This window comes from Kitasatospora sp. NPDC008050 (assembly GCF_042957465.1).
Taxonomy (GTDB): domain Bacteria; phylum Actinomycetota; class Actinomycetes; order Streptomycetales; family Streptomycetaceae; genus Kitasatospora.
The window spans coordinates 418,518-438,520 of the sequence record NZ_JBIBIJ010000007.1 but is presented as its reverse complement, the minus strand read 5'-3'; the positions used below and the strand labels follow the sequence as shown (position 1 = coordinate 438,520).

General features: G+C 74.8%; 20 protein-coding genes. 7 read left to right on the top strand and 13 right to left on the bottom strand.

Going from position 1 to position 20,003, the window contains the following annotated elements:
* Positions 1-21: 21 nt before the first annotated feature.
* The 4 genes from ACFZB9_RS17520 to ACFZB9_RS17505 form a co-directional block, all read right to left on the bottom strand.
* Positions 22-1,071 (bottom strand): glycosyltransferase family 2 protein, encoded by a 1,050-nt coding sequence (locus ACFZB9_RS17520; RefSeq protein ID WP_391447993.1) that lies wholly within the window; start codon positions 1,069-1,071, stop codon positions 22-24.
* A 113-nt stretch (positions 1,072-1,184) separates the two neighbouring features.
* A complete protein-coding gene (locus ACFZB9_RS17515) occupies positions 1,185-2,075 on the bottom strand; it encodes an SDR family oxidoreductase (protein ID WP_391447991.1) in 891 nt (296 codons plus the stop codon).
* On the bottom strand, positions 2,072-3,097 hold the full coding sequence (locus ACFZB9_RS17510) for an alpha/beta fold hydrolase (protein ID WP_391447989.1): 1,026 nt from the start codon (positions 3,095-3,097) through the stop codon (positions 2,072-2,074). The genes ACFZB9_RS17515 and ACFZB9_RS17510 overlap by 4 nt, the downstream gene beginning before the upstream one ends.
* Positions 3,094-4,635 carry a flavin-containing monooxygenase gene (locus ACFZB9_RS17505; RefSeq protein ID WP_391447988.1) on the bottom strand — a complete coding sequence of 514 codons (1,542 nt, stop codon included), beginning with the start codon at positions 4,633-4,635 and terminating at the stop codon, positions 3,094-3,096. The genes ACFZB9_RS17510 and ACFZB9_RS17505 overlap by 4 nt, the downstream gene beginning before the upstream one ends.
* Before the next feature lie 153 nt (positions 4,636-4,788).
* Between ACFZB9_RS17505 and ACFZB9_RS17500 the strand changes: the two genes are divergently transcribed.
* Complete coding sequence (locus ACFZB9_RS17500; RefSeq protein WP_391447986.1) at positions 4,789-5,544, top strand: MerR family transcriptional regulator; 756 nt, start codon at positions 4,789-4,791, stop codon at positions 5,542-5,544.
* Between the two features lie 33 nt (positions 5,545-5,577).
* On the opposite strand, the gene ACFZB9_RS17495 is transcribed toward ACFZB9_RS17500, so the two are convergent.
* Positions 5,578-6,459, bottom strand: coding sequence for an NmrA/HSCARG family protein (locus ACFZB9_RS17495; protein WP_391447985.1), 882 nt, complete (start codon positions 6,457-6,459; stop codon positions 5,578-5,580).
* A 65-nt stretch (positions 6,460-6,524) separates the two neighbouring features.
* On the opposite strand from ACFZB9_RS17495, the gene ACFZB9_RS17490 reads away from it, so the two are divergent.
* Positions 6,525-7,004, top strand: a complete 480-nt coding sequence (locus ACFZB9_RS17490; protein ID WP_391447983.1) for a MarR family winged helix-turn-helix transcriptional regulator — start codon at positions 6,525-6,527, stop codon at positions 7,002-7,004.
* A gap of 116 nt (positions 7,005-7,120) precedes the next feature.
* Positions 7,121-7,927 (top strand): inositol monophosphatase family protein, encoded by an 807-nt coding sequence (locus tag ACFZB9_RS17485; protein ID WP_391448084.1) that lies wholly within the window; start codon positions 7,121-7,123, stop codon positions 7,925-7,927.
* A gap of 37 nt (positions 7,928-7,964) precedes the next feature.
* On the opposite strand, the gene ACFZB9_RS17480 is transcribed toward ACFZB9_RS17485, so the two are convergent.
* The 6 genes from ACFZB9_RS17480 to ACFZB9_RS17455 form a co-directional block, all read right to left on the bottom strand.
* Positions 7,965-9,479 (bottom strand): pyridoxal phosphate-dependent decarboxylase family protein, encoded by a 1,515-nt coding sequence (locus ACFZB9_RS17480; RefSeq protein WP_391447981.1) that lies wholly within the window; start codon positions 9,477-9,479, stop codon positions 7,965-7,967.
* Positions 9,476-10,831, bottom strand: coding sequence for a diaminobutyrate--2-oxoglutarate transaminase family protein (locus ACFZB9_RS17475; RefSeq protein ID WP_391448082.1), 1,356 nt, complete (start codon positions 10,829-10,831; stop codon positions 9,476-9,478). Before ACFZB9_RS17475 ends, ACFZB9_RS17480 begins: the two co-directional genes overlap by 4 nt.
* 138 nt (positions 10,832-10,969) lie before the next feature.
* On the bottom strand, positions 10,970-11,671 hold the full coding sequence (locus ACFZB9_RS17470) for an HAD family hydrolase (RefSeq protein ID WP_391447980.1): 702 nt from the start codon (positions 11,669-11,671) through the stop codon (positions 10,970-10,972).
* A gap of 110 nt (positions 11,672-11,781) precedes the next feature.
* Positions 11,782-12,468 (bottom strand): response regulator, encoded by a 687-nt coding sequence (locus ACFZB9_RS17465; protein ID WP_391447978.1) that lies wholly within the window; start codon positions 12,466-12,468, stop codon positions 11,782-11,784.
* A gap of 98 nt (positions 12,469-12,566) precedes the next feature.
* The gene (locus tag ACFZB9_RS17460; RefSeq protein WP_391447976.1) at positions 12,567-13,604 is read right to left on the bottom strand and encodes a hypothetical protein; all 1,038 of its coding nucleotides are present in this window, start codon (positions 13,602-13,604) and stop codon (positions 12,567-12,569) included.
* A gap of 81 nt (positions 13,605-13,685) precedes the next feature.
* Entirely contained in the window at positions 13,686-14,753 is a 1,068-nt protein-coding gene (locus ACFZB9_RS17455) for an RNA ligase (ATP) (protein ID WP_391447974.1), read from the bottom strand.
* Positions 14,754-15,102: 349 nt separating this feature from the next.
* Between ACFZB9_RS17455 and modA the strand changes: the two genes are divergently transcribed.
* Genes modA through ACFZB9_RS17440 form a run of 3 tightly spaced genes read left to right on the top strand, consistent with a single transcriptional unit; the run spans position 15,103 to position 17,844 of the window.
* Positions 15,103-15,948 (top strand): molybdate ABC transporter substrate-binding protein, encoded by an 846-nt coding sequence (modA, locus tag ACFZB9_RS17450; RefSeq protein WP_391447972.1) that lies wholly within the window; start codon positions 15,103-15,105, stop codon positions 15,946-15,948.
* A 10-nt stretch (positions 15,949-15,958) separates the two neighbouring features.
* Entirely contained in the window at positions 15,959-16,762 is an 804-nt protein-coding gene (gene modB / locus ACFZB9_RS17445; RefSeq protein WP_391447970.1) for a molybdate ABC transporter permease subunit, read from the top strand.
* The gene (locus ACFZB9_RS17440) at positions 16,759-17,844 is read left to right on the top strand and encodes an ABC transporter ATP-binding protein (RefSeq protein WP_391447968.1); all 1,086 of its coding nucleotides are present in this window, start codon (positions 16,759-16,761) and stop codon (positions 17,842-17,844) included. Before modB ends, ACFZB9_RS17440 begins: the two co-directional genes overlap by 4 nt.
* 31 nt (positions 17,845-17,875) lie before the next feature.
* On the opposite strand, the gene ACFZB9_RS17435 is transcribed toward ACFZB9_RS17440, so the two are convergent.
* Both ACFZB9_RS17435 and ACFZB9_RS17430 read right to left on the bottom strand, forming a co-directional pair.
* Positions 17,876-18,598 (bottom strand): aminoacyl-tRNA hydrolase, encoded by a 723-nt coding sequence (locus ACFZB9_RS17435; RefSeq protein WP_391447966.1) that lies wholly within the window; start codon positions 18,596-18,598, stop codon positions 17,876-17,878.
* A 9-nt stretch (positions 18,599-18,607) separates the two neighbouring features.
* Complete coding sequence (locus ACFZB9_RS17430) at positions 18,608-19,528, bottom strand: hypothetical protein (RefSeq protein WP_391447964.1); 921 nt, start codon at positions 19,526-19,528, stop codon at positions 18,608-18,610.
* 102 nt (positions 19,529-19,630) lie between these two features.
* Here ACFZB9_RS17430 and ACFZB9_RS17425 point away from each other — a divergent pair, with 102 nt between their 5' ends.
* On the top strand, positions 19,631-20,002 hold the full coding sequence (locus ACFZB9_RS17425; RefSeq protein WP_391448080.1) for a YbjQ family protein: 372 nt from the start codon (positions 19,631-19,633) through the stop codon (positions 20,000-20,002).
* Position 20,003 lies beyond the last annotated feature (1 nt).

Genomic DNA, 20,003 nt, shown 5'->3' with positions numbered 1-20,003 from the left:
CCGCAGGGCGTGCAGGCGCGGCTAGGCCCGGGCGGCCGCCGCGCGGGCCTTGAGCCGGGTCACCCGGCGCCGGTAGGCGCGGTGCACCCGCTGCAGCGCGACGAACTCCTCCATCCGGTTCGTCAGCGTGAGCTGGTACTTGACCCGCAGCGGGGCACGCAGCGCGCGCAGCCGCTCGGTGCCGATCAGCCGCAGCAGCCGGCTGACGTGCTCCTGGTAGACCGCGCGGTAGGCCCGGTCGCCGTCCGGCACCCACCAGAAGAACATCGGGATCTCCTCGACCAGGCAGTTGTGGTCGTAGGAGCGCAGGTACTCGCGGAACTTCGGCTCCGGCCGGGCCAGTAGCCACTCGCGGACCAGCTCCATCGAGCGGACCCGGTCGGCCAGCCCGCGCGGGTTGGTGCGCCCCTGGGTGATCGACGGGTCGTCGAGCTCGCGCTCGCGCCAGTGGTAGATGTGCTCGCAGAGCACGTCCACGCTGACCGCGAGGTAGTGGTGCGGCACGCTGACCGGGGCGTCCTCGTACAGGATCCCCTCGGGGTACAGGATGCCCGCGGCGTCGAAGAAGCCGCGCCGGTAGACCTTGTTCCACGCGGTGCGGTCGGTGACCAGTGACGGGAGTTCGGTCACATGCGTCTTGAGCCTGGTCTCCCGGAACGGCTTGATGTGCGCGTTCGACTGGTAGGAGCCGGTCGAGCGGAACCGCAGCACGTTGCCGGCCACGAAGTCCGAGCCGCTCTGCTCCAGCGTGCTGATCATCAGCTGGTAGGCGCCGGGCGGCAGGCTGTCGTCGCTGTCCACGAAGGCCAGGAACTCGGTGCCCTCGGTCAGGTGCCGCCAGCCGGTGTTGCGGGCCGCCCCGAGGCCCTTGTTCTGCTGCCGGACCAGCCGGAACCGCGCGTCCTTGGCGGCGAACGCCTCGGCGATGGCCGCGCTGGAGTCGGTCGAGCCGTCGTCCACCATGACGCACTCGAAGTCGTCGAAGCTCTGGGCGGCGATCGAGTCGAGGCACTCGTCGAGGTAGCGCTCGACGTTGTAGATCGGGACGACGACGGACAGGCGGGGGGCCATCGGCTGCGCGGGCCTTTCGATCAGGGGTGTGCCCAGATCCTACCGCCCGCCCGCCGCGCTCCCCCGCCCCTGCCCCGCCCCAGCACGGCCCCTGCCGCACCTCCCCGCCCGGCCTACCCCCGCACGCCGCGCGTGGCCTCGTCGGCCGCCCCGCCCGCGCCGACCGGGCGCAGCCGGGCCGCCGCGGTGGCCGCCAGCCGCGGTGCCAGCCGGGCCACCTCGCGGGAGCCGACGGCGGCGATCAGCGGCGGCAGCAGCCAGCGGGCCGGCTGCATGCCGCGCAGCCAGGCCTGGGCGTAGACGTGTGCCGAGCGCCGGGCGATGCCGGCCACCAGCCGGTCCACGGCCGGCTCGATCGGGTAGGTGCGGTTGGCCGGCCAGGGCAGCTTGGCCCGCATCTCGCGCAGCACCTCGTCCTGGTCGGCCCCGCGCACCATGTCGGTGTCGGTCCAGCTCAGGTAGCCGACACCGACCCGCACCTGCTGATAGGCGACCTCGGCGCGCAGCGCGTGGGCGAAGGACTCGACGCCCGCCTTGCTCGCGCAGTAGGCGCTCATCAGCGGCGCGGGGGTGATCGCGGCCAGCGAGGCGATCTGCAGCAGGTAGCCCTGGCTCTCGATCAGCGCGGGCAGGAAGGCCCGGGCGGTGGTCACGCTGCCGAGCAGGTTGACCTCGATCACCCGGTTGTAGGCCGCCGGATCGCTGTCCAGCAGCGGGCCGCCGATCGCGATGCCGGCGTTGGCCACCACCGTGTCGATCCGCCCGTAGCGCTCCTTGACCTGCTGGGCCACGGCGCTGAGCGCGACCAGATCGGTGACGTCGGCCTCCCAGGCGGACGCCTCGGGGCCGCACTGCTCGGCGGCCGCCTTGAGTTCGTCCGGCTCCAGGCCGACCAGCGCCACCCGGGCGCCCCGGTCGGCCAGCTTGCGGGCCATCAGCGCCCCCAGGCCCCGGGCGGCGCCGGTGACGACGACGACCTGTGCGTGCAACGGCGGAACGGTCATACGACCTCGGTCCTCTCACTGGTCGGATGAGCACTGGTCGGATGAGCACCGGTCGGATGAGCACCGGTCAGCTGGTCACCGGCCAGATGGGTGTGCACGAGGCGGCGGAGCTCCGCGGTGACCTCGTCGGGGCGTTCGATCGGCGCCATGTGGCCGGTGCCGGGCAGTTCCCGCAGGCCGTCGGGGCGGCGCAGCGCGGCGTACATGGCGTGCGCGTGCGGCGGCGGGGTGAGCTTGTCGCGGCTGCCGACCATGATCGCGGTGGGCGCCTCCAGCATGGTCAGACCGGGGCGCACGTCCAGGTCGCCGAGCATCCGCGCGGCCCCCGCCCGCACTCCGGCGGGGCAGGCGTGCACGATCCCGGCGCAGGCGGCGACCTGCTCGGCGGTGGCGCCGGGCCCCATCGTGCCCTGCTTGAGCAGCGCCTTGGACAGCGCGGTGACCGGGCCCATCGGCAGGGCGGACTGCAGCACGTGCCGGTGCAGCGCCCGGCGCAGCGCGGGCGGGCGGACGAGGGGCGGCAGTACCCGCAGGTGGTCGGTGAGGTCGCTGGCGCCGGTGCTGCACAGCAGGACCGCCGCCGTCCGTTCGGCCACCGCGTGGCGTCCGCCGGCGGCCATGATGGTCATCCCGCCCATGCTGTGGCCGGCCAGCACGGCCCGTCGGCCCTCGGGGACCAGCCGGGTGACCACGGCCTGGAGGTCCTCGGCCAGCGCCCGGGTGCTGTAGCCGGAGCGGCTGACCGGGATGTCGCTGCGGCCGTGGCCGCGCTGGTCGTAGGCGATCACCTGGTGGTCGGCGGCCAGCCGGTGCACCACCGGGGCCCAGAACGCGGTGTTGCAGGTCCAGCCGTGCACCAGCACCACGATCGGCGCGCCGGTCGGGCCGAAGGTCTCGGCGTTCAGCCAGCTGCCGTCGGCGGAGCGGACCCGCAGCCGCTGGGCCGGCTCGGGCAGGACGAACTCGTCCGTGCCGAACCCTGGTGGGACGGAGGCGGGCGGGACGGACGCGGACCGGCTCACGCGGGGACCTCCTCGGCGGCGGTGGCGGGGACCTGGCGCTTGATCAGGTCGTACTCGGCCAGGTCGAGGCGGCGGGTGGCGCGGCGGAAGGCGCCGGTGGAGCCGGGCCAGAGCGTGGTGTTCTTGCCGTCCTCGGTCAGGTACCAGCTGCGGCAGCCGCCGGTGGTCCACACCGTGCGGGACATCCGGTGCTGGAGGCGCTGGTTCCAGTGCCGCTGGGCCCGCTCGGTGGGCTGCAGGGCGGTGGCGCCCACCGAGCGCAGCGTGGTCAGCGCGTCGATGAGGTAGTTCAGCTGGGACTCGATCATCAGGATCATCGAGCTGTTGCCGAGGCCGGTGTTGGGGCCGATCACGAAGAAGAGATTGGGGAAGCCGCGCACGGTGGAGCCGCGCAGCGCCTCCATGCCTCCCTTCCACTCCTCGGCCAGGCTGCGTCCGTCGGCGCCGAAGACCCGGGCGCCGATCGGCATGTCGGTGACGTGGAAGCCGGTGCCGAAGATGATCACGTCGGCCTGGTGCTCGCTGCCGTCGGCGGCCACCAGGGTCGAGCCGCGCACCTCGCGCAGCCCGGGGGCCACCTCGCTGTTGGGCGCGGCCAGCGCCGGGTAGTAGGTCTGGCTGAGCAGGATCCGCTTGCAGCCGATCCGGTAGTCGGGGGTGAGCCTGGCCCGCAGGGCGGGGTCGCGGACCTGCTGGGCCAGGTGCCGTTCGGCCAGCTTCTGGACCAGCTTGAGCGTGCCGGGGCGGCGCACGAAGGCGTCCACCTGCAGCTCGCGGACGGCGTAGAGCACCGCCCGGCGCAGCGCGGTGGTGGCCGGCACCGCCCGGTGCAGCCGCTTCTCAAAGGCGCTGATCTCCCGGTCCACCTTGGGCAGCACCCAGCCGGGGGTGCGCTGGAAGAGCGTCAGCCGGGCCACCTCGGGCTGGATCGAGGGCACGATCTGGACCGCCGAGGCACCGGTGCCGACCACCGCGACCCGCTTCCCGCTGAGGTCCAGCTCGTGGTCCCAGCGCGAGGAGTGGAAGACCTGCCCCGGGAACCCGTCCAGGCCCGGCAGCGCGGGGATCTGCGGTTCGGAGAGCGGACCGGTGGCGGAGACCAGCGCGTCGGCGGTCCACTCCCCGCCGGTGGTGGTGACCCGCCAGCGGGTGTGCTCGGGCTCCCAGCGGGCCTCGGTGACCTCGTGGTGGAAGCGCAGGTGCGGGCGCAGGCCGAAGGTGTCGGTGACCTGCTCCAGGTAGGCGCGGATGTCGCCCTGGCCGGAGAAGCTGCGCGGCCAGTCGGGGTTGAGCGCGAAGGAGAAGGAGTAGAGGTGCGAGGGCACGTCGCAGGCGCAGCCCGGATAGCTGTTGTCCCGCCAGGTGCCGCCGACCGAGCCGGCCCGCTCCAGGATCACGAAGTCGGTGATCCCGGCTCGGCGCAGCCGCACGCCGGCGCCGATACCGCCGAAGCCGGAGCCGATCACGGCGACCGTGACGTGCGGGGTGGCGTCAGGTGCCTTGGGCCGGGTGCGTTTCGCGGAGCTGCTGGCAGCCATGCGGCAGGTCCTCTCTGGGGGGCGCCTAAGCGTACGAGGAGGCCAATCGCGCCAGTGATTACTGGCATGATTGGCAGGGTAGCTGTTGACAGCGTGTCTAGGAAGACGTCCGACCGACCCGGTTTCCCGCCCTCGGCGCCCTATGCTGACGGCGTGGCGGAGATCGAGAACGACGTGGCCGGCGACCGCGAGTACCGGGTCGCGGAGCTGGCCTCGGCCGCCGGCATCACCACCCGCACGCTGCGCTTCTACCGCGAGCGCAAGCTGCTGCCGCCGCCGCGCCGGGAGGGCCGGATCGCCTGGTACGGCCAGGCGCACCTGGCCCGGCTGCGGGTGATCGCCGAACTCCTGGAGCGCGGCCACACCCTGGGCGGCATCGCGGAGCTGATCGGCGCGGGCGAGAGCGGGCGGGACGTGGCCGAGCTGATCGGCCTGGAGGCCGCCATCATCTCCCCCTGGTCGGACGAGACACCGGTCTCGGTCAGCTGGGACGAGCTGGGCACGGCCTTCGGCGACCAGCTCACCGAGGCCAACACCGCCGAGTCGCTGGCCCAGGGCTACATCACCGTGACCGAGGACGGCATCACCCACGTCAGCCGCCGCCTGATGGACGCCACCACCGCGCTGATCGCCGAGGGCATCCCGCTGGCCGCCGTCCTGGACGCCAGCCGCAAGGCACAGGAGTACGCGGACGCGGTGGCCGAGGTCTTCGTCGGCCTGATCCGCGACCAGCTGCTCGGCGCGCTCACCGGCGAGGAGCCGCTGCCGCCCGGCGAGGCCGCCCACCTGACCGAGCAGCTGACCCGGATCCGCCCGCTGGCCCGCACCGTCGCGGACGCCCAGTTCGGCCTGGCCCTGGACCGCCGGGTGCACGCCGAGTACGACGAGGCCCTGCGCCGGCGGCGCTGAACGCACCGCCGGGACACGGCCCGGGCCGGCCGGTCAGCCGGCCAGATCCCAGGTCCGGGCGGCCGCCCAGCCCTCCATGGTGTGCCAGTCCACCTCGGGGTGGTCGCGGTGCAACTCCTCGACGTCCACCTCCAGGCCGACCTCCTGCATGTACCGGAACATCGCCGCCAGGTCCGGCGAGTAGCCCTCGACCTCCGCCAGCGGCACCTCCCGGTGGACGATCTCGCGCCCGCTCGCCGCGCTGATCGCCGCCGCCAGCTGCACCGGGGTGCGCCACTGCGAGGCGAGGTCGATCCGGCGGCCGGCGAAGCGCTCGGGCTGCGCCAGCGCGAGGGCGGCGAAGGCGCCGATGTCGTCCGCCGCGACCACCGGCAGCGGGCTGTCGCCCGGCATCGGCAGGGCGAAGACGCCCTCGCGCAGCGATTCCAGCGTCCAGTCGCCGGCGTAGTTCTCCATGAAGGCGCCCGGGCCGAGCACCGTCCAGGCGAGGCCGAGCGTGGCCAGGTGCCGCTCGATCACCTGCTTGCTGTCGAAGTGCGGGATGCCGGTGCTGCGGTCGGCGTTGGTGGCCGAGGTGAAGACCACGTAGCGGACGGTGCCGCCGGCCACCGCCGCGTCCAGCAGGCCGATGCCCTGGGCGGTCTCGGTGGCGAGGTCGGTGCCGAACGGCGTGGACATCGCGAACAGCGCGCCGGCTCCGGTGAGCGCGACGCGCAGCGAGTCCTGGTCCGAGAAGTCGGCCTGGACGACTTCCGCGCCGAGCTCGCGCAGTTCGGCAGCGGCGGGCGACTGCGGGGAGCGGGTGAGCGCGCGGACCGGCAGGCCCGCGCGCAGCAGGGCGCGCACCGTGGCGCCGCCCTGGGCGCCGGTGGCTCCGGTGACGGCAACGGGTCCTGAGTAGAATTGCTGTGTCATGCAGCAAACGTAAAACGCATTACCTGCGTGGCGCAAGTAATGATCGAAACGGGAAGAAGCCCACCATGAGTGACACGACGGGTGACGACCTGCTGGCCGAACTGCGCGCCGCCTCGCGCCGCTACATGGCCTCCTACGTCCTGTTCAACCAGGCGGTCGCCGACCATTTCGGCCTGCACCCCACCGATGTGCAGTGCCTCAACCTGCTGTCGCTGGAGTCCGGACCGGTCACCACCGGGCGGATCGCCGAGCTGACCGGCCTGACCAGCGGCTCCGCCACCCGGCTGGTGGACCGGCTGGAGAAGGCCGGCTACCTCACCCGGGAGCGCGACACCCACGACCGGCGCCGGGTCCTGGTCCGGCCGGTGCCCGCCGCGATGGCCCGGTTCGGCGAGCTCTGGCGCGAGCTGAGCGCCGACTGGGACGAGCTCTTCGTCCGGGACAGCGAGCAAGAGCTGCGGCTGCTGATCCGGCACATGCAACGGACCACCGAACTGGGGCGCCGTCAGATCGCCGAGCTGACCGCGCGCCGCACCGCCGGCTGACCGGGCCGCCCCTGCCGTCCCTTGGACAGCCCGGTTCCACTCCCTGGTCGGCGCAGGTCGGATCGGTGCAGGCGTGCGAGAGTGGAGCCGAGTGAAGGGAGCGCACCGGCGTGCTGATGGAGAAGGTGGCCGAGATCCTCACCGAGGCCGCGGCCCAGGCCGTCGAGCCGCGCTTTCGGGCGCTGACGGCCGGCGAGGTGATGGAGAAGGCCCCCGGCGACGTGGTGACCATCGCCGACCGGGAGGCCGAGGCGATCATCACCCGTCGGCTGCAGGAGCTGCTGCCGGTCCCGGTGGTCGGCGAGGAGGCGGTGGCCGCCGATCCCGCGCTCGCCCGGGCGCTGCTCAACGAGCCCGCCTGCTGGCTGGTCGACCCGGTCGACGGCACCGCCAACTTCGTCGCCGGTCGGCCGGACTTCGCCGTGATGGCCTCGCTGGTGCGCGACGGCCAGGCGGTGGCCGCCTGGATCTGGCAGCCGATGACCCGCATCGCCTACGCCGCCGAGCTGGGTTCCGGTGCCTGGCGCGACGGGCACCGGCTGACCCGGGCCCCGGCGCCCGCCGACCCCGCCCGCTGGCGCGGCTCGGTCAAGCCCTACCTGCGCCACCCGGGCCGCTTCCCCGGCCTCGCCCCCGGCACCTCGGCCTTCGGCGAGCTGACCCCGGGGCGGCGCGCGGCGGGCGTGGAGTACCCGCTGCTCGCCGACGGCGAGTTGGACTTCCTGCTGTACTGGCGCACCCTGCCCTGGGATCACGCCCCCGGTTCACTGCTGGTGCGCGAGGCCGGCGGCGTCTCGGCCCGGCTGGACGGCGCCCCCTACCGCGCCGACCCGCCGGGCGGCGAGGACGGCCTGCTGGTCGCCTGCGACCCGCAGACCTGGGAGCGGACCCGGGCGATCCTGCTGGGGCGTGTCTCGCCCTAGGCCTGCGGAACTGAGCCCGCCCCCGCCGGGACGGGCCCTAGTCCAGCTCCCGGCCGGTGCGGACCACCAGGTCGAGCAGCCGGGCCAGGTCCGCCTCTGTGGCCCGCGGGTTGAGCAGGGTGAGCTTCAGCCGCACCTGGCCCGCCGCCGTCCTCCCTCCCGCGCAGGGCAGTTCGGTGCGCCCCAGGACCGCCCGCCCGGTGGCCAGCAGCCGCCGGCGCAGCGCGGCGTTGAAGGCGTCGACGGCCGCCGGGTCGGCCCGCAGCAGCGGGTCGGCGGGCAGTTGGCGGAAGAGCACGGTGGTCAGCAGCGGGTCGCCGTGCAGCTCCAGCTCCGGCCTGGCCCGGATCCCGGCGGCCGCCGCCCGGGCCAGCTCGTGGCAGCGGTCGACCAGGCTGCCCAGGCCCGCGCGGCCCAGCGTGCGCAGGGTGACCGCGAGCGAGAAGGCGTCGGCCCGGCGGGTGGTGCGCAGCGAGCGGCCCAGCAGGCTCGGATAGCCCGCCTCCTCGTCGTCCGCCGGGTTGAGATAGGCCGCCCGGCGGGCCAGCGAGTCGTAGTTCTCGGCCCGCCGGACCAGGAACACCCCGGCGGCCACCGGCTGCCAGCCCAGCTTGTGCCAGTCCAGCGAGACCGAGTCGGCCCGGCCCAGGCCGTCCAGCAGCGGGGCCAGTCGCGCGGAGAGCAGCGCGCCGCCGCCGTAGGCGGCGTCCACGTGCAGCCATGCGCAGTACTCGGCGGCCAGGTCGGCGCAGGCGTGCAGCGGGTCGATCGCGCCGGTGTCGGTGGTGCCCGCGGTGGCGACCACCGCGAGCGGGCGCTGGCCCGCGCGCCGGGCGGCGGCCAGCGCCCGGGCCAGCGCCTCGGGGTCCATCCGCAGGTCGCGGTCGACCTCGATCGGCACCACCGCCCGCTCGCCGAGGCCGAGCACCGCGGCCGCGCGCTGGATCGAGAAGTGGGCGGCCCGGGAGGCGAAGATCCGCGGACGGCGGGCGGGGTCGACGCCGGTCAGCTCCGGCTGTCCGGGCAGCAGCCGGTCGCGGGCCAGCAGCAGGCCGAGCAGGTTGGACTCGGTGCCGCCGGAGGTGAGCACACCCGCCGCCCGGTCCGGCCGGTAGCCGACCAGCGCGGCCAGTTCAGCCAGCAGCTCGGTCTCCAGGACGGTGGCGGCCGGTGCCTGGTCCCAGGAGTCCAGCGAGGGGTTGAGCGCGCTGACCGCGAGGTCGGCGGCGACCGCGACGGCCAGCGGCGGGCAGTGCAGATGCGCGGCGCAGGCGGGGTCGGCGGGGTCGGCGGCGCCGTGGGCGAGCAGTTCGGTGAGCGCGCCCAGCGCGCCGGCCCCGCTCGGCGCCCGGACGGCCCGGGCCACCCGCTCGGCCAGCTCGCGCGGATCGCCGCCGGCCACCGGACCACCGCGACGGGCGGCGCCGGCGGCCAGCGCTTGCAGCACCTGCTCCAGCAGCGGGCGCAGCGCCGCCGGCCCGTCCTCCCCGCCGGCCAGCGCCGTCGGATCGAGGGCCAGTGCGAGAGTCTGACGATCCGTCAGCTCCGTCACGGCCTGGCCCCGGCCGCCGCCTCGATCGCCTCGGCCAGCCGCGTAAGGACCGCCTGCGCCTGTTCGTCGGTGATGGTCAGCGGCGGCAGCAGGCGCAGCACCGCGTCGTGCCGCCCGCCCAGTTCGACGATCAGCCCGCGAGCCAGGCAGGCCTCCCGGACCCGTACGGCCAGCGCCGGGTCCGGCGGGTAGGAGCCGATGGCGTCCGCCTGGCCGGCCGGGTCGACGAGTTCGACGCCGAGCATCAGCCCGCGCCCGCGCACATCGCCGATCACCGGCAGCCGCCCCTGAAGCGCCGTCAGCTCGGTCAGCAGCCACTGCCCGACCTGCTCGGCCCGGGCGGCCAGACCGTTCTCGGCGACATGGCGCAGGGTGGCGGCGCCGGCCGCCATGGCGAGGGTGTTGCCCCGGAAGGTGCCGGTGTGCGCGCCGGGCCGCCAGCCGTCGTACTCCGCACGGTAGGCCACCACCGCCAGCGGCAGGCTGCCGCCGATCGCCTTGGAGAGCACCATCGCGTCCGGGACGATGCCGCTGTGCTCGACGGCCCACATCGCGCCGGTGCGCCCGACCCCGGTCTGCACCTCGTCCACGATCAGCGGGATGCCGCGCTCGGTGGTGATCCGGCGCAGTTCGCGCAGCCAGGCGTCCGGCGCGGGCACCGCGCCGCCCTCGCCCTGCACCACCTCCACGATCATCGCGGCGGGCGGCACCACCCCGCCCGCCGGGTCGTCGAGCAGCCGCTCGGTGTAGACCGCGGCCAGCTTCTCGCCGGCCTCGCCGCCGACCCCGAACGGGCAGCGGTAGGAGTACGGGTAGGGCAGCCGGGTGACCTCGCCGCCGCTGGGCAGCGGTTCCTTGACGGCGACGTTGCCGGTCACCGCCAGCGCGCCCGCCGTCATGCCGTGGTAGGCGCCGGTGAAGGCGAGGGCGCCGCGCCGCCCGGTGGCGATCTGCATCAGCTTGAGCGCGGCCTCCACGGCGTCGGTGCCGGCCGGGCCGCAGAAGTGCACCCGGGCATCGGCGGCGAAGGCCGCCGGCAGGCTCTCCAGGAGCGCGGTGGTGAAGTCGTCCTTCTCCGCGGTGGCCAGGTCGAGCAGGTGCAGCGGGGCGCCGCTGTCCAGCGTGCGGCGGATCGCGGCCAGCACCACGGGGTGGTTGTGGCCGAGCGCGAGGGTGCCGGCGCCGGAGAGGCAGTCGAGGTAGCGACGGCCGTCGGCGCCCTCCACCGTCATGCCGCTGGCGCGCACCGGGACGATCGGGAAGGAGCGCGCATAGGTGCGGGCGGCGGACTCGCGGACCCGTTGACGGCGCAGGATCGCGTCGCCGACAGGGTGGGGGGACTCGGCTGTCAGGGTCACCGTGGACTCCAGGATGCGGGACGGTAAACTTAGGTTAGCCTAACCTAAGTTTACGATCCGTCAGTCACCGGCACGACGACGAGGGTCACCCTCCTGTCAACGACACTCCCGCCCGCAGGTCACGCCGACTTCTCAGTCGAGCAGGTCGAGCAGGTCGAGCAGCGGGGTCAGCCCGGCCGGGCGGCGCTCCACGGGCAGGTGGTCGACCAGCAGCAGCGGACAGCCGAGCGCCTCGGCGCCCGCATCCGCCACCCGGTGGTCGCCCACCATCAGCACGTCGGCCGGCGCCAGGCCGAGCCGGTCGCAGGCGGCCCGGAAGATCACCGGGTCGGGCTTCTGCACCCCGACCTCATAGGAGAGCAGGTAGGCGTCGACCAGCTCGTCCAGCCCGTGCCGGCGGAAGACCGGGCGCAGGTCCCAGCCGATGTTGCTCACCACCGCGACCGGCAGGCCGCGCCGGCGCAGCTCGCGCAGCACCGGCCCGGCGTCGGGGTAGGGCTGCCAGGCCTCGGGCGTCATGTGGCGGTCGTACAGCGCGTCGGCCAGCTCCCGCCCCGGCGAACCGGCCGCCCGGGCCAGCCCGGCGTACGCCGCCCGGTGCAGGTCGGCGCTCAGGTCCCTGGCCCCCCAGGCCTCGACGAGCTCGGGCGGCAGGGTCCGGGGCTCGGCGCCGCCGGGCAGCGCACCGTACTCGGTCAGCCGGGCCGCGCCCGCCGCCAGCTCCCCGGCCGTCAGCTCCCGGCCGGCCGCGGCCGCCACCGCGGCCAGCCACCGCTCGGTCGGCTCGACGCGGAACAGGGTGCCGGAGAAATCGAACATCACTCCCTTGATCATGCGGCCGATCCTGACGCAGCATCAGCTCCGCTGACAAGGCCACCGATCCCGGGCGCGGGAGGCGCCCGGCGAGGTGATGGCCGAGAGGCGCTCCCACCGATGAGCCGCCGTCAGGCGGCTCCGCCCGGGATCACCAGGCCGCTCTCGTAGGCGAGCACCACCGCCTGGGCCCGGCTGGACAGGTTCAGCTTGGCCATGGTCCGGTTGAGATGGGTCTTGACCGTGGCCACACTGACCACCAGCCGCCCGGCGATCTCCGGGTTGGACAGCCCCTGGCCGACCAGCCGCAGCACGTCCAACTCCCGGTTGGTCAACGGGTCCAGGCCGGACGGCGACGCGGCGGCCCGCCCGCCGGCACGGTGCGCGAAGGCCTCGATCAGCCGGCAGACCACACTGGGCGCGAAGAGCATGTCGCCGGCCGCCACCGTCTCGACCGCGGTCAGCAGGCGCTCCGGCGGGGTGTCCTTGAGCAGGAAGCCCGCGGCGCCGGCGCGCAGCGCGGAGTAGACGTACTCGTCCAGGTCGAAGGTGGTCAGGATGATGACCCGGGGCTTGGGCTCCGGCGCCTCGCTCAGGATCCGGTCGGTCGCGGTGATGCCGTCCATCCCCGGCATCCGGATGTCCATCAGCACGATGTCGGGGCGCTCGGAGGCGGCCAGCGCCACCGCCTGCGCGCCGTCGGCGGCCTCCCCGACCACCTGCATCCCCGGCGCCGCGCGCAGCAGCGCCGCGAGCCCGGCTCTGATCAGCATCTGGTCGTCCACCACCAGCACGCGCGTCACGCCCGGTCCCCCCATTCCGACCGCACACCTTGGCGGGCTCCACCCTAGAGGGTCCGCCGGCCCCCTACCGGCGGACCCTCTGAGAGGGTTGAGGTGTTGTGGGGCGGGGGGGGTCAGTCGTAGTCGCAGCCGCTGACCGCCCAGGCCAGGCCGGTGGCCGGGTCCTCCAGGGCGAGGTGCAGGTGCCAGACCTCGTCGGCGGGCTCGCACCAGGTGAAGCAGCGCAGCCGGGCCACCAGGGCGAGCAGTTCGGCGAGCGTGCAGTGCCCCGCCGGGTCGGCCATCGCCGCCAGCGCCTGCCAGACGGCGAGGCGGCCGCGGGCCGCGCCGCCGGAGCGGCCGTAGGCGCCGGCGCCCGAGCCGGCCCGGACCAGCGCGGGGTAGGCGGCGGCGAACGGGAGGTAGCCGGCGGTCGCCTCGGCGCGCAGCGCGGCCGGCGCGAGGAGTGCGGCCGCCTGCGGGGCGGTGCCGCGCAGGCAGCGCGCGTCCAGCCAGCCGCACAGGCCGCGCAGCGCGGCGGTGGCGGGCTGTTCGGGGCCGGGCAGCGGTGGCCCCGGCTCGGGCAGCCGGGTCGGGCCCAGGCCCTCGCGGCTGTCGGGCAGCGGGAAGTGCGGGGTGGCCGCGCCGTCCGCGCGGTAGGCGGTCACCCGGTCCACCGCCTCCCAGCCCGCCTGCTCCCAGGGCAGCAGGACCAGCGGCACGGCGGGCGGCAGGGCCTGCCCCGCACCCGGGTCACCGCCGGCACCCGGCGCCCCGAGCGGCCGTGGCACCGCCGGCCGCCCGCCGGTCAGATCCTCGCCGAGCAGCACCCGAGTGTGCGCCATCAGGGTGCGCACCGGCTCCGGCAGCTTCAGCCCGGCCAGCACCGCCCAGGGCTGACGGGCCGCCACCACCTCCCACAGCGGCCCCACCCAGCCGTCCGACTCCCCCGCCGCGCCGAGGCCGGCCACCGGGTCGAAGAGGGCGGCGGCCACCGGAGCCGGGGCGCCCAGGGCCAGTTCGTGGCCCAGGGCGGCGCTGCGCTCGACCGCCGCCCGCTCACCGCCGCACACGGCGGCGGCCGCGCGGGCGCGCCGGTAGCTGTCGAGCAACTCGGTCCAGCGGCGGTCGGCCCCCGGCGCGCGGCCCTTCGACTCCTCGTGCGTGATCATATTTGTCAGCGTACGGTCCATTCCGGGCCGACTCCTGACTTCGCGTCGGCCCGGTGCGTCGCCCCCACCGCACACCCGCCGCTACTCGTACTCCGTGCCGCCCTTGCGGGTCAGATACGCCCCGCTGACCACCTTGGCGATCGCCCGGCCGCCGAGCAGCGGGCTGTGCCGCTCCTGCTGCGGCCGCACCACCACACCCTCGCGCAGGTGCAGCGCCCGGCCCGAGACGGTCTCGCGGCCCTCGGCGTGGGCCAGCACCACGGCCGGGTCGAAGGGCCCGCGCCAGACCTCCGGCACCAGCGGCAGCTCGCCGGTGAGCAGCTCGGCGGCCGACAGCCAGCGCAGCTGACCCTCGATCAGGGCCGAGACGTCGAAGACCGCGTAGCCCGGCAGCTCGGTGCGCCCAGAGGCGCCGTACGTCAGGTCCTGCACGCCGGCGCCGAAGACCTCGCCGAAGACGCCGACGCTCTCGGCGCCCAGCTGCTCGGCCAGCCGCGCGGCCACCTCGGGCACGCCGTGTGCGCGCACCGCGCGCCAGTACAGGTTGCGCTCGTCCTCGCGCAGCGCCAGGTGCTGGGCGCCGATGCCCTTGGAGGAGACCTGCACCCGGCCGGTGGCGGCGTGGTAGGTGAGCAGGCAGCAACTGCCGTGCAGCTTCTCGGTCAGCACCACCGGCTCACCCGCCGCGAAGACTTCCGGGAAGCGCTGCAGGTTCTCGATGTCGACCCAGGGCAGCAGGTCGGGGGCCGCCTCGACCTCACCGTTCATCGCGGTCGGGATCGGCGGCTGCCACTTGGTGATGCCCAGGTGGCCGGCGAAGTCGCGGCCCTCGGCGGCGGCCGCGGCCAGGTCGGTGCCGGCCAGCGCGCGCGGGCGGCAGACGATGCCCTGGGAGAGCTCGCCGCGCAGCCGCACCGCGCGCACCCGGTCGGATGCGGAGCCGGCCAGCTTGCCGGCCAGGCCCAGCTCCTCGATCAGCGCGGCGGGCAGCACCGCCTGCTCGGGTATGTAGACGGCGTACTCGCCGGTGCGGTAGGCGCCCTTGGCGACGACCGCGCGGTAGAGGCCGACCTGGGCCAGCTCCAGTGCGTCGGCGTTCGGGTGCTCATGGATGGTCAGCCGCTCGACGGTGACCCGCAGTGTGGACATTGGGCAACTGTGCTGGTCGCGGGGGCCCGGCGGCCACCCGTTTTTCGGGTTCGCACAGCCAGGCGGGGGAACTTGGGGCAACCATGCTGTGCAAAGGCACAAGGGATTTCAGGCTTGCATCTGCGGCACTATGATCGCCACAACGACCGCAGATACGAGCACCGCAGACCCACCCGCAGCCTGGTCCAGGCCTCTCGGCAACCCCCGGCAGACCCCCGGCGAACGCGGCGGTGCCTGCCGCACGTGGCCGCAGGTCCAGGGTCGCCCCCTTCCGTCGCGCAGTGCGGCGGACCGGCCCGCACCTGACCGCACCGCCGGGCCCGCGTGGCCCGGCAGGAGGGGATTCCCGATGCAGTTCTCAAGCCGGACCCGCACCGCCGCCGTCGCCCTGGCCGCGCTCGCGCTGGCCGGGGGCCTGACCGCCTGCGGCAGCAGCGCGAAGTCGAGCGCGAGCGGCGGCTCCACGGGCTCCCCCGGCCCTGCCGTGAGCGGCACCATCAACGTCTTCGCCGCCGCCTCGCTGCAGGACACCTTCACCGATCTCGGCAAGAAGTTCGAGGCCGCCCACCCCGGCACCACGGTGAAGTTCAACTTCGGCGGCAGCTCCGCGCTGGCCCAGAGCATCGTCTCGGGCGCGCCGGCCGACGTCTTCGCCGCCGCCTCGCCGGCCACCATGAAGACCGTCACCGACGCCAAGGACAACGCGAGCGACCCCAAGGTCTTCGTCCGCAACACCCTGGAGATCGCGGTCCCCAAGGGCGACCCGAAGCACATCGCCTCGCTCAAGGACCTCGCGGCCCCCGGCGTCAAGGTGGCGCTCTGCGCGCAGCAGGTGCCGTGCGGCGCGGCCGCGGTGACCGCGCTCAAGGCGGGCAACGTCGACCTGAAGCCGGTCTCGCTGGAGCAGGACGTGAAGAGCGCGCTGACCAAGGTCGAGCTGGGCGAGGTGGACGCCTCGATCGTCTACCAGACCGATGTGAAGGCCGCCGGCGGCAAGGTGGACGGGGTCAACTTCCCCGAGGCCGCCCAGGCGATCAACGACTACCCGATGGCCGACCTGGCCAAGGCCCCCAACGCCACCGGCGCCAAGGCCTTCGTCCAGTACGTGGAGTCGCCCGAGGGCATCGCGGTGCTGACCGCCGCCGGGTTCCAGACCCCGGCCGCCGCCTCCTCCCCGGCGCCGTCCGCCTCGTGACGGCCCACCGGTGACGGGCGTGCGCCGCCGCGGTTCGGCCCGCATCCCGTTCGCCCTGCTGCTGCCGGCCCTGCTCGGGCTGCTCTTCCTGGTGCTGCCGCTGCTCGGGCTGGTGATCCGCGCGCCCTGGCGGGCGCTGCCCGGGCAGCTGGCCGGCGCCGAGGTCTGGCAGGCGCTGCGGCTCTCGCTGATCTGCGCCACCGCCGCCACGGCGGTGGCGCTGGTCCTCGGGGTGCCGCTGGCCTGGCTGCTGGCGCGCACCGAGTTTCCCGGGCGGCGGCTGATCCGGGCGCTGGTGACGCTGCCGCTGGTGCTGCCGCCGGTGGTCGGCGGCGTGGCACTGCTGCTGGTGCTGGGGCGCAACGGGATCGTCGGGCGCTGGCTGGACTCCGCGTTCGGCATCACGCTGCCGTTCACCACGCCCGGGGTGGTGGTCGCCGAGGCCTTCGTGGCGATGCCGTTCCTGGTGATCAGCGTGGAGGGCGCGCTGCGCGCCGCCGACCCGCGCTACGAGGAGGCGGCCGCAACCCTGGGCGCCTCCCGGCTGACCGCGTTCCGGCGGGTCACCCTGCCGCTGATCGCGCCCGGGGTGGGCGCGGGCGCGGTGCTGGCCTGGGCGCGGGCGCTGGGCGAGTTCGGCGCCACGATCACCTTCGCCGGGAACTTCCCCGGCACCACCCAGACCATGCCGCTGGCGGTCTACCTCGCGATGGAGAACGATCCCGAAGCGGCGATCGCACTCAGCCTGGTGCTGCTCGCGGTCTCGATCGCGGTCCTGGCGGGGCTGCGCGGACGCTGGATGAGCACACCGTGACCCCACAGCAGCCCGGCCCCGGCACGGGATCAGGTCTCGACGCCCACCTGCGGGTCGAACGCCCCGGCTTCACCCTCGATCTGGCACTGCGGGCCGCCCCCGGCGAGGTGATCGCGCTGCTCGGCCCGAACGGCGCCGGCAAGTCGACCGCGCTGCGCGCGCTGGCCGGCCTGCTGCCGCTGGGCGGCGGTCACCTGCACCTGGACGGCGCGGTGCTGGAGGACCCGGCCGCCGGGCGGCACACGCCCGCCGAGCGCCGCCCGGTCGGCGTGGTCTTCCAGGACTACCTGCTCTTCCCGCATCTGAGCGCGCTCGACAACGTCGGCTTCGGGCCGCGCTGCCAGGGCCGCTCGAAGCAGGAGTCGCGGGCCCAGGCGCGCGAGTGGCTGGAGCGGATGGGCCTGGCGGAGCACGCCGCCGCCCGCCCCGGCCGGCTCTCCGGCGGGCAGGCGCAGCGGGTCGCGCTGGCCCGGGCGCTGGCGGTGCGGCCCCGGCTGCTGCTCCTCGACGAGCCGCTGGCCGCGCTGGACGCCCGTACCCGGCTCGACGTGCGGGCCCAGCTGCGCCGGCATCTGGCCGAGTTCGAGGCGGTGGCGGTGCTGGTCACCCACGATCCGCTGGACGCGATGGTGCTGGCCGACCGGCTGGTGGTGATCGAGGACGGCGGCGAGGTGCAGTCCGGCACTCCGGCCGAGGTGGCGCGCCGCCCGCGCACCGACTACATCGCCCGGCTGGTGGGCCTCAACCTCTACCAGGGCACCGGCGAGGGCCACTCGGTGCGGCTGCCGGACGGGGTGGTGGTGGCGGTGGCCGAGGAGGTGTCCGGGCCGGCCTTCGTGGCCTTCGCGCCCGGCGCCGTGACCCTCTACCGGGAGCGGCCCACCAGCAGCGCCCGCAACGTCTGGGAGCTGACGGTGGCCGGGCTCGACCTGCACGGCGACCAGGTGCGCGCCGAGCTGACCGGGACGCTGCCGCTGGCCGCCGACCTCACCCCGGCGGCCGCCGCCGAGCTGGACCTCGGCCAGGGCGCGCGGGTCTGGGTCTCGGTGAAGGCGGCGCAGACCCACGCGTACCCGGCCTGACCAGGCCTCGGCGGCACGGCGGCTCAGCGGCTCAGCGGCCTCGGCGCAGCGCCGGGTGGTCGGCGACCACCGTGCACGAGCCCGGCGCGATCTCGGTGAACCCGGCGTCGCGCACCACCGGCAGGTCGCCGGAGGTCAGTTCCGCCCAGCGGTCGGGGTCGGCGGTGCGCACGGCGAGCGCGAAGCCGTTCGCGGCCCACTCCTTGCGCCGCGTCCCGTCCAGCTGCCACCAGGCGAGCTGGGCGGCGTGGCCGGTCTGCGCCATCGTCTTGCCGGCGCTCATCTCCAGCTCGGGGTTGAGCCAGAGCACCGGCAGCTCGGGGTCGGGGGCGGGCGGCTGCCAGTCCTCGGGGTCGCTCAGCTCGGTGCCGGAGACCTGGAGCTTGGCCAGCTCCTTGGGCCAGCCGTCCAGCGGGATCGGCGGGAAGACCCGCACCTCGGCGCTGCCCCCGGTGACGGTGATGCCGGGCAGCTCACCGGCCTTGCGCCACTCGCCGCCACGGGCCCGTCGCACCACCTTGCGGATCCGGGCGTCCTCCCAGGCCGCCACCGCCTCGGCCCACTCGCCGTCGCCGCTCACCCGCTCGTCGGCGAGGAAGGTGAGCACCGCGCGGGCCGAGGTCGCCAGGGCGTCGGTGCGGGCCGGCGGCTCGCTCTTCTCCAGCCGGACCACCAGCGGCAGTACGTACTGCGGCCTGGCGTCGCGGTCCACGGGGTCGGCGGCGGGGCTCGGGGCGTCGAACGGTGAAGTCACCCCGACAGGCTACCGGCGGTAGCCGCGGCCGGGCTCCCGCTCCTCGGCCTCCTCGTAGGGCAGGAACCAGCCCTCGGGGTGGGTGGCGGACAGCAGCGTCTCCAGCCGGGTGCCGCTGTCCTCCTCCGCCTCCTGGCCGGCCAGGTCGTAGACGCCGAGCAACTCGTCCGCGCAGCCGTCCCAGTCGTAGTCGTACAGGTCGGCGGGCAGGTCGCCCATCAGGTCGGCCACCGCCTGGGGCTGGGCACCCAGCAGCGAGCGGGCGTCGGCCAGCGCCAGGCGCAGCGCCAACTCCTCGCCCGGGCAGCGCGGCAGCGGCCACTCGCCGAGGCCGAGGTCCTCGGCGAGGTCGTCGAAGGCCCGGGCCATGGCCCGGCGCCAGGACCGGTGCATCCGCCAACTGCGCTGCGGCAGGCGGGCGAAGACGGCCCAGTCCTGGTCGTCCTCGTCGGTCACCGGCTCGTCGGTGTGCTCGTCCAGGTCGTCGTAGGCGGCGTCGGCCAGGGCGAGCAGCTGGGTGTGCAGCAGGCAGGCGGTACGCGGGGTGAGGGTCCAGTCGCCGGCCTCGCCGTCCTCGCCGTCCAGCGGGAAGAGCTCGGCGAAGTCCGGCGCGAAGTCCTCGGTGGCGCTGATCTCCAGCGTGCCGCCGAGCGCCTCGATGCCGGGCAGCGAGCCGACCAGCCGGTCCGGGTGCAGCAGGGCGCCGAGTGCGGCGTGCGGGTCCTCGGAGACCTCGCGCAGCAGTGCCAGGCGCTGGGCCGCCGGGTCGATCCCGGCGAAGTCGAGCTCCTCGACGGCAGCCATCGCGGCGGCGCGCAGCGCCGGCCAGTCGGTCACCCGGATCCCGAGGACCACGGTGGCCTCGACCTCCAGCGCCCCCGGATTGTCCGTCGCGCCCGGCCCTTGTGGATGATCACGTCGCTCGCCCATGCGCCTACGGTACGGCTTTTCGCGTCGCCGCTCACCGGTGCGGCTCCAGGTTTTCGGGCGCGGCTACCGGACACGGCCCAACCCGGCGTGCAGGATGACGAGATGAGCAACCTTGACGAATATGGCGGCGGCCCGCAGGCGAATGCGGATGTGCTGGTGGTGACGACCAATGAGGTGCCCGGCCACCGGGTGGAGCGGGTGATCGGAGAGGTGTTCGGCCTCACGGTGCGCAGTCGGCACCTGGGCACCCAGATCGGGGCCTCCTTCAAGTCGATGCTGGGCGGCGAGCTGAAGGGCCTGACCAAGACCCTGGTGGAGAGCCGCAACCAGGCGATGGAGCGGCTGGTCGAGCAGGTCAAGGCGCGCGGTGGGAACGCGGTGCTGGCGATGCGGTTCGATGTCACCGAGGCTGCTGATCTCGGAACCGAGATCTGCGCCTACGGCACTGCCGTGGTGATCGGTCCGGCCGCCTGAC

Coding starts and splice junctions, on each gene's coding strand:
- ACFZB9_RS17520 (WP_391447993.1), bottom strand. CDS start 1,071: ATGGCCCCCCGCCTGTCCGTCGTCGTCCCGATCTACAACGTCGAGCGC.
- ACFZB9_RS17515 (WP_391447991.1), bottom strand. CDS start 2,075: ATGACCGTTCCGCCGTTGCACGCACAGGTCGTCGTCGTCACCGGCGCC.
- ACFZB9_RS17505 (WP_391447988.1), bottom strand. CDS start 4,635: ATGGCTGCCAGCAGCTCCGCGAAACGCACCCGGCCCAAGGCACCTGAC.
- ACFZB9_RS17495 (WP_391447985.1), bottom strand. CDS start 6,459: ATGACACAGCAATTCTACTCAGGACCCGTTGCCGTCACCGGAGCCACC.
- ACFZB9_RS17490 (WP_391447983.1), top strand. CDS start 6,525: ATGAGTGACACGACGGGTGACGACCTGCTGGCCGAACTGCGCGCCGCC.
- ACFZB9_RS17485 (WP_391448084.1), top strand. CDS start 7,121: ATGGAGAAGGTGGCCGAGATCCTCACCGAGGCCGCGGCCCAGGCCGTC.
- ACFZB9_RS17470 (WP_391447980.1), bottom strand. CDS start 11,671: ATGATCAAGGGAGTGATGTTCGATTTCTCCGGCACCCTGTTCCGCGTC.
- ACFZB9_RS17465 (WP_391447978.1), bottom strand. CDS start 12,468: ATGGGGGGACCGGGCGTGACGCGCGTGCTGGTGGTGGACGACCAGATG.
- ACFZB9_RS17460 (WP_391447976.1), bottom strand. CDS start 13,604: ATGATCACGCACGAGGAGTCGAAGGGCCGCGCGCCGGGGGCCGACCGC.
- ACFZB9_RS17455 (WP_391447974.1), bottom strand. CDS start 14,753: ATGTCCACACTGCGGGTCACCGTCGAGCGGCTGACCATCCATGAGCAC.
- modA (WP_391447972.1), top strand. CDS start 15,103: ATGCAGTTCTCAAGCCGGACCCGCACCGCCGCCGTCGCCCTGGCCGCG.
- ACFZB9_RS17430 (WP_391447964.1), bottom strand. CDS start 19,528: ATGGGCGAGCGACGTGATCATCCACAAGGGCCGGGCGCGACGGACAAT.
- ACFZB9_RS17425 (WP_391448080.1), top strand. CDS start 19,631: ATGAGCAACCTTGACGAATATGGCGGCGGCCCGCAGGCGAATGCGGAT.